Annotated in this window: 13 protein-coding genes; 6 read left to right on the top strand and 7 right to left on the bottom strand. The window is 58.8% G+C overall.

All coding sequences use genetic code 11. The features are described from left to right. Positions 1-2 precede the first annotated feature (2 nt). Both E4O98_RS02840 and E4O98_RS02845 read left to right on the top strand, forming a co-directional pair. The gene (locus E4O98_RS02840) at positions 3-719 is read left to right on the top strand and encodes a 2OG-Fe dioxygenase family protein (RefSeq protein WP_032876954.1); all 717 of its coding nucleotides are present in this window, start codon (positions 3-5) and stop codon (positions 717-719) included. Beyond that, positions 716-1,948: an MFS transporter gene (locus tag E4O98_RS02845; RefSeq protein ID WP_005786751.1), complete on the top strand. Its 1,233-nt coding sequence runs from the start codon at positions 716-718 to the stop codon at positions 1,946-1,948. The genes E4O98_RS02840 and E4O98_RS02845 overlap by 4 nt, the downstream gene beginning before the upstream one ends. Positions 1,949-2,067: 119 nt before the next feature. On the opposite strand, the gene E4O98_RS02850 is transcribed toward E4O98_RS02845, so the two are convergent. Both E4O98_RS02850 and soxR read right to left on the bottom strand, forming a co-directional pair. Next, complete coding sequence (locus E4O98_RS02850) at positions 2,068-2,526, bottom strand: VOC family protein (RefSeq protein WP_005786753.1); 459 nt, start codon at positions 2,524-2,526, stop codon at positions 2,068-2,070. 74 nt (positions 2,527-2,600) lie between these two features. After that, positions 2,601-3,056, bottom strand: a complete 456-nt coding sequence (soxR, locus tag E4O98_RS02855) for a redox-sensitive transcriptional activator SoxR (protein WP_078820804.1) — start codon at positions 3,054-3,056, stop codon at positions 2,601-2,603. Positions 3,057-3,156: 100 nt separating this feature from the next. Between soxR and E4O98_RS02860 the strand changes: the two genes are divergently transcribed. Beyond that, positions 3,157-3,522 carry an antibiotic biosynthesis monooxygenase gene (locus E4O98_RS02860; protein WP_005786757.1) on the top strand — a complete coding sequence of 122 codons (366 nt, stop codon included), beginning with the start codon at positions 3,157-3,159 and terminating at the stop codon, positions 3,520-3,522. Here the strand turns inward: E4O98_RS02860 and E4O98_RS02865 are convergent. Then, positions 3,511-4,614 carry a sigma-54 dependent transcriptional regulator gene (locus E4O98_RS02865; protein ID WP_248134095.1) on the bottom strand — a complete coding sequence of 368 codons (1,104 nt, stop codon included), beginning with the start codon at positions 4,612-4,614 and terminating at the stop codon, positions 3,511-3,513. The two genes, E4O98_RS02860 and E4O98_RS02865, sit on opposite strands and share 12 nt — an antisense overlap. A gap of 421 nt (positions 4,615-5,035) precedes the next feature. Here E4O98_RS02865 and E4O98_RS02870 point away from each other — a divergent pair, with 421 nt between their 5' ends. The 3 genes from E4O98_RS02870 (at position 5,036) to E4O98_RS02880 (ending at position 8,557) form a co-directional block, all read left to right on the top strand. Further along, positions 5,036-5,305, top strand: a complete 270-nt coding sequence (locus E4O98_RS02870) for a hypothetical protein (protein WP_032876941.1) — start codon at positions 5,036-5,038, stop codon at positions 5,303-5,305. 233 nt (positions 5,306-5,538) lie between these two features. Further along, a complete protein-coding gene (locus E4O98_RS02875; protein WP_078820806.1) occupies positions 5,539-6,699 on the top strand; it encodes an aminotransferase class V-fold PLP-dependent enzyme in 1,161 nt (386 codons plus the stop codon). A 49-nt stretch (positions 6,700-6,748) separates the two neighbouring features. After that, positions 6,749-8,557, top strand: a complete 1,809-nt coding sequence (locus E4O98_RS02880) for an aminopeptidase P family protein (RefSeq protein WP_228309654.1) — start codon at positions 6,749-6,751, stop codon at positions 8,555-8,557. Between the two features lie 37 nt (positions 8,558-8,594). Here the strand turns inward: E4O98_RS02880 and E4O98_RS02885 are convergent, their stop codons facing one another. The 4 genes from E4O98_RS02885 to rhtA all read right to left on the bottom strand — a co-directional run bounded on the left by E4O98_RS02885 (position 8,595) and on the right by rhtA (position 11,392). Further along, positions 8,595-9,185 (bottom strand): 2-hydroxychromene-2-carboxylate isomerase, encoded by a 591-nt coding sequence (locus E4O98_RS02885; protein WP_078820808.1) that lies wholly within the window; start codon positions 9,183-9,185, stop codon positions 8,595-8,597. Between the two features lie 35 nt (positions 9,186-9,220). Next, positions 9,221-9,952 carry an SDR family oxidoreductase gene (locus E4O98_RS02890; protein WP_032876930.1) on the bottom strand — a complete coding sequence of 244 codons (732 nt, stop codon included), beginning with the start codon at positions 9,950-9,952 and terminating at the stop codon, positions 9,221-9,223. 108 nt (positions 9,953-10,060) lie between these two features. Beyond that, entirely contained in the window at positions 10,061-10,342 is a 282-nt protein-coding gene (locus E4O98_RS02895) for a hypothetical protein (RefSeq protein ID WP_003190182.1), read from the bottom strand. Positions 10,343-10,504: 162 nt separating this feature from the next. Continuing rightward, positions 10,505-11,392, bottom strand: a complete 888-nt coding sequence (rhtA, locus tag E4O98_RS02900) for a threonine/homoserine exporter RhtA (protein ID WP_103735448.1) — start codon at positions 11,390-11,392, stop codon at positions 10,505-10,507. Between the last annotated feature and the right edge of the window lie 307 nt (positions 11,393-11,699).

Genomic DNA, 11,699 nt, shown 5'->3' on the forward strand with positions numbered 1-11,699 from the left:
ATATGGACATCCCTCAGATTTCGGCGCTTTTGCGCGAACATCACTTCTGTCATCGCCCGGACTTTCGCGAACTGGTCAAAGTTGAACCGGGTGAGGAGCAAAGCTTTCGCGCGTATTGGGATAACCTGGTGCGCGACGAGGCGTTCAGGACTTACACCCACCGCGAACGGCGCATCTTGCGCTATCGTCTGTTACCGTCACGGCAATTGCAGATCGACAGGAATACGGCGTTCAAATCGCCGGTCACCTACGCGGTGAACTATCGCCAGGGCGTGAACCACCTGAGCTATAGCGAGGAGGGCTTTATCGAGCACCCACTCATGCAGAAGCTGCTGGCGACGGACCTTGCAGTGATTACCCCGCACCTGGGCGAACAGACCTATACGATCGATATCCATCAGTTCCGGGTGCGGGCGGATGGGCCATCGAGCAGCCCGACCACTTCGGGGATTCACCAGGACGGCCTGGATTGGGTGTTCATGCACTTTATTGGCGAATGCAACACGGTGCCGGTGGTGTCGGAGGTGTTTGCCGACGAAACGGAGCACAGCCGGCTGCTGCAACTGCCGATGGAGAAATTTCTGGAGACTATCGTGATCAACGACCGTGGGTTCTACCATCGGGCCGGGGAGGTGCGACCGCGGGTGGAGACGGCACCGGCCTGGCGCGATGTGCTCTTGGTAAGCCTGCGCAGTGTCGAGGAGGCACAGCCTGCATGAGCCACGATCAACAACTGAATCTGTCGACCCGCAACGCTCGTCTGATCATCTTTGCTCGCGGTGTGTCGGATTTTGGCGCGTTCCTCAACATGGTGGCGTTGTCCACTTATGTGTACTGGCTCAGCCAGAGCGTAGTGTTTGTCAGCATCTTCCTGGCGTGCCGGGTCACCGGCGGGATTGTCGCCAGCCTGTTTGGCATCCCGTTTTTTCGGCGGTTTGCCGGGCGTGGGACGTTGGCGGGGTTGGACCTGGCCCGGGCGCTGTTGCTGACGCCGCTGCTGGTGTTGTTACCGGCCCATCAACTCACCCTTCTTCCCTTTATCGCCTTCGGTATCGGCCTGTGCAATTCGCTGTTTGCCATTGGCCTCAACAGTCAGTTGCCCACCTGGGTCGCGCTGGAGCAGCGGGTGAATACCAATGCATGGATCACCTCGGCGGCCGCCACCGGCGCGGTCTTCGGAAGTTTGCTCTCCGGCTTGCTGATCGCCACGGGCGGCTTTGAAGCGGTGTTTGCCGTCAACATCGGCACCTATGTGATTGCCGCTTGCCTGGTCTTGCCCTTGCGCGCGTTGTTTAGCGTTGCCGTTGCCGCGCATCGCGGGCTGGCCGCCGAATGGCACGAGCTGACCAAGGGGTTGCGCGGTGCGCCGGTGCTGGCTGCGATGTTGCTGATCAGCATGCTCGACACCCTTGGCAGCGCGGCCCATAACGTCGGCTGGCCAGTGCTGTCGCAGTACATTTCACCGGACACGGCCAAGACGGTCATGGGCTATCTGCTGGCCGTGTGGGCCTGTGGCAAGTTTGTTGGCGCGCGCATCGCCAGTGCAGTGTTGAAAGGTCGTGGCACTCAAGGCATGGAGCGCTTGTTCATGCTCGGTGTGGCGTTGATGTCCAGCGGCTTTATCCTGACATTCCAGCAGACCGAACTGTGGCTGGCGCTGTTGCTGGTGGTGTGGGCAGGGCTGGGCGATGGATTGTCCGAGGTGGCGTTGATCTCCCGTGCGCAAAGCGAGCCCGATAGCTTGCGCTTGCCGCTGTTCAGCCTCTTGACCCTGATCCAGATGGCCGGTTTTGGCGTGGGCATGCTGGTGGTCGGGCCGTTCTATGTGACGTGGACGCCGGCCCAGGTGATCGTGTTGTTCCATGGGCTGCCATTGACCGCCTTGTTGGTCATGACGATATGGCTGGGGCGCAATGCGTACCGGGGTGTCAGATCGACAAACCCTTGAAGTGTTCCAGACTCCACACAGGCCTTTAGCTTGCCGGAGCAGGCCACGCGTGTTGGCCGGCTGGAACCTGGGGCAAGGCGTGGCGTGTTGCAGGCGCGAGCAAGCTCACGCCCACAGGGTTAATTTTGCTTGAACATCTGCATGGCACGCTGGCGGATTTGCTCCTCGGTCAGGTCCTCCTTATGGGTGGCCAGGAACCAGAGGTGACCGAACGGATCCTTCACACTCGCCGAGCGATCCCCATAGAACTGATCCTGCGGCTCGGACACTACGCTGGCGCCGGCATCAACCGCCTGTTTGAATTGTGCGTCCACGTCATTCACATACAGGTGCAAACCGACACTGGGATGTGAGTCGGGATTGCGCAGGGCCGTTTCGTCACAGGGCGTGCCCAGCATGATCACCGCTTCGCCAATACGCAGCTCCGCATGGCCGACCCTGCCGTCGGGCATGTCCAGGCGCATGAACACCGAGGCGCCAAAGGCCTTTTTGTAGAACTCGATCGCCTTTGCGGCCTCGTTGATGCCCAGGTAGGGAGTAATGCCGTGGTAACCCTCGGGAATAGGTTTAACGCTCATAACGTTCTCCTTTGATTGTGGTTATGGAGTTACAGCCTTTTCACTATAGGTCACGTTGCATTGCGCAACCGGCTTTACCGATCGGAATCAAGCGTGGGCTCCAGCAGTTGCGCACCAGGGCCACGCTCACCCAACTGGTCATCGTGATTGCGCAACGGGCACGCCTCCATCGACAGGCACCCGCACCCGATACAACCATTGAGCTTGTCGCGCAGCAGCGTCAGCTTGTTGATGCGCTCATCCAGATCTTGACGCCACAAGGCCGACAGCCGTTCCCAGTCGTGAGCGTTCGGTGTGCGCCCATCGGGCAGGGCCCGCAATGCCTCGCCAATGGTCGCCAGCGGAATGCCCAGGCGTTGGGCAATTTTGATCAGCACCACCCGGCGCAGTACGTCCCGTGGATATCGCCTTTGATTGCCGGCATTGCGATTGCTCTTGATCAGCCCTTTGGATTCGTAGAAGTGCAGGGCGGTGACCGCTACGCCGCTGCGGGCGGCCAACTGACCGACGCTGAGTTCGTTGCTGAGCATGTAAGACTCCCAAACAGTGCTTGACCTCGACTTAACTAGAGGTTTTACCCTGCGTGACATCGAATCGCAAGATTCTGCCTACAGAGAAAGGGGAGTGCTCATGCAGGTATCAGAGAAAAATCGCAGCTTCACTCAATTGATCGAATTTCAGATCGAGCCCCGCCAGCAATCAGCCCTGGTGGCGGCCTTGACCACCCAGAGCGAGCGCCTCGCGGCAAGCCATGGTGGCTTTCTGAGTGCCAGTGTGCAGGTCAGCGATGATGGGCGGCGGGTGCTCAATTACCTGCAATGGCAATCCCGCGAGGACGGAGAAGCAGCCTTCAAGCGTTTCGAGCACGGCGACGAAGATTTCTGGACACTGATCCGCGCGCATCAAGCGACGGCTGTGACCTTCGGATCATTCCAGGTGTTGCGCAGTTTTGAGCGCAGTCAGGACGATGCTTTGCACTGCCGCTTAAATGGATAAATGCAGCATCCGTTCGCCCTGCAGCGTTTGCCCGGGCCGGCGTTTGTTTACCGCCAGCTCGCCGATCTTGATCAGGCGCGTGCGTGTAACGTTGCGGCTCAGGCCCAGCAGGTTGGCGGTGTGCACCTGGTTGTAATGGCTGAAGCGGTAAGCGGCGCGTAATAAAGCGTCCTCGACTTTTTCATGCAGGGCGCCGGCCTGTTCCTCGAAGAGCTTTTGAAACGCCCGCGCAAGCAAGGCTTCGGCGCTGTTGTCGGTGGCGTGCTGGCTGTCGTCCTGGCGCTCGATGCGCATATTTGACAGGCGCAGATCGTCGCGTTCGATCACGCCGTTGCGGCAGATCAGCAAGGTGTGGTGAATCACGTTTTCCAGCTCGCGAATATTGCCCGGCCAACTGTAGCGCTTGAGTTTGTGCTCGGCCTCGCTGCTGATGGTGATCGGGCCGTAGCCCAGGCGCTGGCTGTAGGCTTGGATAAAGTGGCGGGTCAGCGGCATGATATCGCCGGGGCGCTCGCGCAGCGGGCTCAGCTCCAGGCTGACCACATCGAGGCGGTAGTACAGATCTTCGCGAAAATGCCCGGCGTTGATGGCCTTTTCCAGTTGTACGTTGGTGGCGGCCAGGACTCTTACATCAATAGGTATGCTTTTGCGTGAGCCCAGGCGCACCACTTCGCGCTCCTGCAACACCCGCAGCAGTTTGACCTGGATGGCCATCGGCAGGTCGCCGATCTCATCGAGAAACAAGGTGCCGCCGTCTGCCTCTTCGAACCAGCCGGCCTTGGCGCTGAGGGCGCCGGTAAACGCGCCTTTCTCGTGGCCGAACAACTCGGCTTCCACCAGGGATTCAGAGAACGCCCCGCAGTTCACCGCTACGAACGGCCGGTTGCGCCGAGCGCTGAGGTTGTGGATATGCCGCGCCACCAGCTCTTTGCCGGTGCCGGTCTCGCCGATGATCAGCACGCTGGCTTCGCTGGGCGCCACTTGTTGGATATGGTCGAGCAGTGCCTGGGATTTGGGGTCTTCGAAGACCTGGGCCGTGGCGCGGATCGAGGTCGCAAGGGCGGGCGAGGGCGGTAGGGTCAAAAGCTGCATGGGCACCTCTCTCAGGAGTAGAACGTCGGGATCGGCAGGGACTGGCTCAATTTTAACGGCGGGGTACTGAGCAACAGAGGTGAAGTAGGTTGAACAAGGGCTGTACCAACGGGTTCAGGCTTTGATCTGTATGGGTATGGCGCTCGCTGCCGAGAAAGGGAGTTGTTGTCTGACCCCAGTTTTGGGGTTGGCTGTTGCCACTGCACAGTTGCTGACGTGTGAAGCTATTTATAGAGAAAATGATTTATTCCGTAAATGGATGTGTTTGCATATTTATAGATCTTTAAGGAATATTAGCAGCTGATTGTTGAAGGTGGCGTGCCGGTTGATAGCGACTATCACGGGCGATGATTTTTCACCGAGAAGGACCGGGAGTAGCCTGTGTTCATTGACTTGAACCCCCTCTCGCAGAGCCGCCGCCATGAACCGTTTCCTCGCTGTTTCGCTGCTACTTGTTACCTCTGTCCTTGCCGGATGTGCGTCCCATCCAGCCCCGGAATTGCGTCCATACACCGCCGAGGAGACCAGGCAATTGGCCCTGGAGGCGCTGAGCCGTCGCGGCTTGTCGTTTGACGAATATCAGCAGCAGCGCGCTGCGTTGCTTGGCCAGCCACAGAAGCCTTTCTCTTTTGATCGCCAGGGTGAAATGAACGCCGAGCGCAGCGTAGTCCTGCATGGTCGCCCCAGTTGAGCCGGCCTCTTACGATAAAAAGCCCGAGGATTCCCTTAAGGAACCTCGGGCTTTTTGTTTGCCATGGAGCTACTTCAGCCTGTTAAGCTCAATTCCAGGAGCGTTCCTACGCACATTTAAATAAAGTTACCTTCTTTAATGGCATTCGATCGGTTAAACCTGACGACCTCTGTTCCGGTCGATGCCCCCCCGAGACGCTGCTTTCGGGAGCACGCTCTGCGAGTTCTAACGTCATGAATAAACGTCCGTTGTATTTTGACTACGCCGCTACCACGCCGGTGGATGAGCGGGTTATCCAGGTGATGGTCGAGTGCCTGGGCTTCAATGCCAATTTTGGTAACCCGGCGTCCAGTTCCCATGCATTCGGCCAGGCGGCCCGGCACACGGTTGAACAGGCGCGTCGCCAGGTCGCTGAACTGGTCGGCGCCCAGCCGGAGCAGATCGTCTGGACCTCCGGCGCCACGGAGTCCAACAACCTGGCGCTCAAGGGAGTGACCCAGGCCCGGGGTGTGGCGGGTGGGCATATCATCACCAGCCAGATCGAGCACAAGGCCACACTGGATACTGCGCGGCAACTGCAGGAAGCCGGCGTGGCGGTGACCTACCTGGTGCCGGATGCGGACGGCTTGATCAGCGTCGAAGCGGTCAGCGAAGCCCTGCGCGAGGACACCTTCCTGGTCTCGCTGATGCTGGTCAATAACGAGCTGGGCACCCTGAATGACATCCCGGCCATCGGTGCGCGGGTACGTGAGCATGGCGCGTTGTTTCATGTGGACGCGGCGCAAGGGGCTGGCAAGGTAGCCATCGACCTGGGCCTGTGGCCGGTGGATTTGATGTCATTCTCCGCGCACAAGCTGTACGGCCCCAAAGGTATCGGCGCGTTGTATGTCGGGCCTTTGGCGCAGCAGAAAGTGCTGGCGCAGATTCATGGCGGTGGACACGAAGGGGGCTTGCGTTCTGGCACCCTGGCGACCCATCAGATTGCCGGCATGGGGACGGCGTTTGCCTTGGCGGCAGCGTCCTTTGCTGATGAGAAGGCTCGGATTGCAGCGTTGCGCCAGCGCCTGCTGGATCACCTGACGTCAGTTACCGGCTTGCGCCTCAATGGCAGCCCAACTCAGCGTATTCCACATACTCTGAGCCTGACGTTCAGCGAGGGTGAGTTCAACTCTGCCACACTGAGCGCGGGCATTGCCTTTTCCGCGACTTCGGCGTGCAATTCGGCAAGCAACGCACCGTCCCATGTGCTTCTGGCCCTGGGGCATGATGCTCGCACCGCCGGTCGTACCATTCGCTTGAGCCTGGGCCGGTTTACCACCGAACAGGACATCGACGAAGCCGCACAGTTGATCAAGGCAGCATTGGCCAGCGCCCCGGCGTTTTGGGCGGTCTGATTTATCATTGGCAACATATAACAATTATTCGTGGTTAGCAGGAGACACAATGAGTACGCAGCCTTTGACCCATGGAACGGTTCCCCAGCGCCTGGCGCATACCCGTGAACTGATGCGCCGCGAGGGCATTCACGCCCTGCTGGTGCCATCGGCTGACCCGCACTTGTCCGAATACTTGCCGGGCTACTGGCAGGGGCGCCAATGGTTGTCGGGGTTCCATGGTTCGGTGGGGACACTGATCGTCACGGCGGATTTTGCCGGGGTCTGGGCCGATAGCCGTTACTGGGAGCAGGCGACCAAGGAACTCAAGGGCAGTGGCATTGAGTTGGTAAAGCTGCAACCGGGCCAGCCTGGGCCGTTGGAATGGCTGGCCGAGCAAACCCCTGAAGGTGGCGTAGTGGCTGTGGACGGCGCGGTCATGGCCGTGGCTTCGGCACGTACTCTGGGGGGCAAGCTGGCCGAGCGCGGCGCCCGCTTGCGCACTGATATCGACCTGCTCGACGAAGTCTGGCAAGACCGCCCGACGCTACCAAACCAGCCGATCTACCAGCATCTGCCGCCTCAAGCCACCGTCAGCCGTGGCGAGAAACTCGCCGCACTGCGCGCCAGCTTGAAAGACAAGGGCGCCGATTGGCATTTCATCGCGACGCTGGACGACATCGCCTGGTTGTTCAACCTGCGTGGCGGTGATGTGTCCTTCAACCCGGTGTTTGTGTCTTTTGCGTTGATCAACCAACAGCAGGCTACGTTGTTTGTCGCGCTGGGCAAGGTCGATGCCGAGTTGCGGGTGATGCTCGAGCAGGATGGCGTGACGTTGCGCGACTACAGCGAAGTGGCCGATGCACTGCGTGCCGTACCGTCGGGGGCCAGTTTGCAAGTGGACCCCGTACGCGTGACGGCCGGCTTGCTGGAAAATCTCGATGCCGGCGTCAAGCTGGTTGAAGGACTCAACCCGACTACGCTCGCAAAATCCCGCAAGAGCCTGGCGGACGCGGAACATATTCGTCAGGCCATGGAGCAGGATGGCGCTGCGTTGTGCGAATTTTTTGCCTGGCTCGACAGCGCCCTGGGCCGCGAGCGCATTACCGAACTGACGATCGACGAACACTTGACTGCGGCGCGTACCCGCCGCCCTGGCTATGTGTCGCTGAGCTTCAACACCATTGCTGCGTTCAACGCCAACGGCGCCATGCCGCATTACCACGCGACTGAACAAGAGCATGCCCTGATCGAAGGCGATGGCTTGCTATTGATCGATTCCGGTGGCCAGTACCTGGGCGGCACCACGGACATCACGCGGATGGTGCCCATCGGTACCCCGAGTGATGAGCAGAAGCGCGATTGCACGCGGGTACTCAAGGGGGTGATTGCCCTGTCCCGTGCACACTTCCCCAAAGGTATTCTCTCACCGTTGCTGGATGCGATTGCCCGTGCGCCGATCTGGGCCGAAGGGGTGGACTACGGTCACGGTACAGGTCATGGCGTAGGTTATTTCCTCAATGTGCATGAGGGGCCGCAGGTTATTGCCTACCAGGCCGCTGCCGCGCCACAAACAGCGATGCAACCTGGGATGATTACTTCCATCGAGCCGGGGACTTATCGCCCTGGTCGTTGGGGTGTACGCATCGAAAACCTGGTGTTGAACCGTGAAGCGGGCAAGACCGAGTTTGGGGAGTTCCTCAAGTTCGAAACCCTGACCTTGTGCCCGATTGACACCCGTTGCCTGGAACCGTCGTTGCTGACGGCGGATGAGCGCGAATGGTTCAACGCCTATCACGCCGAGGTGCGTGAGCGCTTGAGCCCGCTGCTCAGTGGTGCGGCGCTTGAGTGGTTGCAGGTGCGTACCACAGCTATTTGATTGGCTGCAGCCGGCCTGCGCCGGCTGCAAGCTATATTTAGCTGAGGGCTTCGCGCACGAAGTCCAGTCGGTCCTGACCAAAGAACAGCTGATTGCCTACAAAAAAGCTGGGGGCACCGAACACGCCGCGTTTAACGGCTTGTTCGGTTTTGTCCTTGAGCGCGTTTTTGACGGCTTCATCATTGGACAGGGCCAATACCTGCTCTGGGTCGAACCCATGCTCGGTCAGCACGTGGGCCACGACCTCGGGATCGCCCAGGTGTCGGCCTTCCACCCAGAGGGCGCGGAACAGGCAGTCGATAAAGTCGGAGAAGCGCTCAGGCTCATGGATTTGTATGCCGGTGATTGCGCGCATCAGTACCAGTGTATTGATGGGAAAGTGCGGGTTGAACCTGAGCGGTACATTGTAGCGTTTGGCGTAGCGCGCCAAGTCATCCAGCATGTAGCGACCCTTGGCCGGCACAGTGATCGGTGAGGCGTTGCCAGTAGCCTTGAATACGCCGCCCAACAGCATCGGTTGATAGACCAGATGCGCGCCGGTCTCGGTGCAGAGTGCCGGTAGTTGGGTATAGGCCAGGTAAGTCGCGGGGCTACCGAGATCAAAGAAAAATTCCAGGGTTTTACTCATGGTCGATACTCGCTGCTTATTGTTATAGGGGCGTGTTACCAGGGTTCGTTCCAGGGGCGCAGGTCCAGCTCGAACGTCCAGGCGTCCCGGGGCTGGCTGTGCAGGTACCAGTAGTTTTCGGCGATGTGGTCAGGGTTGAGGAGGCCGTCCTGATCCTTGAGGGCATATTTTTGCGGGAAATTTTCGCGAATGAACTCGGTATCAATGGCGCCATCGACTACTACATGGGCGACGTGGATGTTCATCGGGCCTAATTCCCGCGCCATGCTTTGGGCCAGGGCGCGGATACCATGTTTGGCCCCGGCGAATGCGGCAAATCCCGCGGCCCCACGCAAGCCGGCAGTTGCGCCGGTGAACAGGATGGTGCCGCGTTTACGGGTGGCCATACGCTTGGCGACTTCGCGCGCGTTCAAGAAGCCGGAGAAACACGCCATCTCCCAAATCTTGAAGTACTTGCGTGCGGTTTCTTCCAGAATGCTGCAAGGCACGTTCGCACCGATGTTGAAGACGAACGCTTCAATGGGCCCCAGCTCCGTTTCGATTTGCTCTACCAGTGCGATCACGTCTTCTTCTTTACGTGCATCACAGGCAAAGCCATGGGCTTGCCCGCCCGCCAATTGAATGCTGTCTACCAGTGGTTGCAGTTTGTCGGCACTACGACGGGTAACGCAGGCGATGTAACCTTCGCGGGCAAAGCGCTTGGCTATGGCGCCGCCGGTTGCGTCACCGGCGCCTACCACCAATACGATTTTGTTGTTGTGCGTCATGGGAACTCCATTGGCTCGATGATCGAGCAGGAGTTTAGTCGCCATGTCGTAAATGGCCTGGCCTGTGTGGAAATTTAAGATGAGCAGTCAGGGAGACTGCTCGGGCAGCTATTTGCAGATGACGATCATGCTGCGGCTGGTATAGCCGGCAGGGTTGAGACCAAAGGGATAGTCCCCTGGCTCTTCGGAGTTGTCGCCGGACTTGGCAATCACTCGATAACCCTTGGCGCCGCATGAATTGGCGGCACTGGTGTAGCACTGGTCCCAGGAGGAGGACAGGCCCGAACAGTTGATATGCAGTCCTTTTTTACCGCGTTTCACTTCTGTTTTAGTGGTGGCGGCACACCCCGCGATGCCCACAACCAGCAACAGTATCAAAATTCGTTTCATTCCCATCCTTAATAGCCGCCCTGCAAAGAACAGGGCTGCTTTACTCGCTCTCGAGCGAAGCGTTCATGCAGTCCGTGTCGAAATTCTCCATGAATGACATTCGGTTACGGCCTAAACATGGCCTAAATGAGCGGCAAATACCAGAGCTGGGGTTAAAGATGATCAGTCGGCGGGTACCAGTGGTTTGGATTCGTGGCGCATCGTCAAAGTGGCACCGACCGAGGCCAGGATAATGCAGGTGATGGCCAGCCACTGGGCGAGCGATAGATGCTCGTGCAGGAAAAACAGGCCGGAGAGGGCGCCGAACGCCGGCTCGATACTCATCAGTGTGCCGAAAGTACGGGCGGGAAGGCGTGTTAGTGCGACCATCTCAAGGGTGTAGGGCAGGGCAGTGGACAGAATCGCCACGCCGATGGCGACAGGGATCAGTGCCGGCGTCAGCAGCGCGGCGCCGGCATGCACGATGCCGATCGGTGCAACGAAGAGGGCGGCAATCATTACCCCGAGCGCGGCGGTTTGGACGCCATTGTCATTTCCCGCCTTTTGGCCGAACAAAATGTAGAGCGCCCAGCATACGCCGGCGCCCAGCGCGTAAGCGGCCCCTATCAGATCAATGCCGCTACTGGCCTTGTCCGTCGGAATCAACAGAAGCAGGCCAATGATCGCCAGAGCAATCCACACGAAGTCGACAGCTCGGCGCGAGGCATAGATAGCTACAGCAAGCGGGCCTGTGAATTCGAGCGCTACGGCAATTCCCAGGGGGACAGTGCGCAGTGACATATAGAAGAGGAAGTTCATGCCACCTAGCGCCATCCCGTAGATGATCACTGTGCGCAGTGACTTGGCCGTCAGCTTGGCGCGCCATGGTCGCAATATGAGCAGCATGATCACACTGGCAAAAATCAAACGCAGGGCGGTGGTGCCTTGTGCGCCGACAACGGGAAACATGCTCTTGGCCAATGATGCCCCGGATTGAATGGAGGCCATGGCGATCAACAGCAGGCCGACGGGAAACAGTGCCGAGGCCAGGCTGCGGGGTGAAGTGGTCATTGAGAGGGCTCTTCTGAGGTCGTAGTCAATAAGCAGAAGACGCTATGATGCTTAACTGTCAAGCGATGAGCAATATATTGCTCAAATCGCACGCAGTGGTTGTCTATATAGTGTAATTCTTGAGTTTGCCGCGGATTTAATAGAAAACCCAAATTAAGAGTTGACGGCAGATTCTGGAAGCCTATAATTCGCCCCACTTCCGGCGCAGTCGAAACGGAAAACTCCTTGTTAAACAATGAGTTACGTTGTTTTCGTCAGCAGGTTGCTTCAGTTCATCGAAGCCAAAAGGAAGTTGAAAAAGAGGTGT

The organism is Pseudomonas sp. W2Jun17 (genome assembly GCF_023127795.1).
GTDB lineage: Bacteria > Pseudomonadota > Gammaproteobacteria > Pseudomonadales > Pseudomonadaceae > Aquipseudomonas > Aquipseudomonas synxantha_A.

Excerpts from the sequence above, each read along its gene's own strand:
- soxR (WP_078820804.1), bottom strand. The coding sequence starts at position 3,056 with ATGCTCAGCAACGAACTCAGCGTCGGTCAGTTGGCCGCCCGCAGCGGC.
- E4O98_RS02870 (WP_032876941.1), top strand. The coding sequence starts at position 5,036 with ATGAACCGTTTCCTCGCTGTTTCGCTGCTACTTGTTACCTCTGTCCTT.
- E4O98_RS02875 (WP_078820806.1), top strand. The coding sequence starts at position 5,539 with ATGAATAAACGTCCGTTGTATTTTGACTACGCCGCTACCACGCCGGTG.
- E4O98_RS02885 (WP_078820808.1), bottom strand. The coding sequence starts at position 9,185 with ATGAGTAAAACCCTGGAATTTTTCTTTGATCTCGGTAGCCCCGCGACT.
- E4O98_RS02850 (WP_005786753.1), bottom strand. The coding sequence starts at position 2,526 with ATGAGCGTTAAACCTATTCCCGAGGGTTACCACGGCATTACTCCCTAC.
- E4O98_RS02860 (WP_005786757.1), top strand. The coding sequence starts at position 3,157 with ATGCAGGTATCAGAGAAAAATCGCAGCTTCACTCAATTGATCGAATTT.
- E4O98_RS02880 (WP_228309654.1), top strand. The coding sequence starts at position 6,749 with ATGAGTACGCAGCCTTTGACCCATGGAACGGTTCCCCAGCGCCTGGCG.
- E4O98_RS02890 (WP_032876930.1), bottom strand. The coding sequence starts at position 9,952 with ATGACGCACAACAACAAAATCGTATTGGTGGTAGGCGCCGGTGACGCA.
- rhtA (WP_103735448.1), bottom strand. The coding sequence starts at position 11,392 with ATGACCACTTCACCCCGCAGCCTGGCCTCGGCACTGTTTCCCGTCGGC.
- E4O98_RS02840 (WP_032876954.1), top strand. The coding sequence starts at position 3 with ATGGACATCCCTCAGATTTCGGCGCTTTTGCGCGAACATCACTTCTGT.
- E4O98_RS02845 (WP_005786751.1), top strand. The coding sequence starts at position 716 with ATGAGCCACGATCAACAACTGAATCTGTCGACCCGCAACGCTCGTCTG.
- E4O98_RS02865 (WP_248134095.1), bottom strand. The coding sequence starts at position 4,614 with ATGCAGCTTTTGACCCTACCGCCCTCGCCCGCCCTTGCGACCTCGATC.
- E4O98_RS02895 (WP_003190182.1), bottom strand. The coding sequence starts at position 10,342 with ATGAAACGAATTTTGATACTGTTGCTGGTTGTGGGCATCGCGGGGTGT.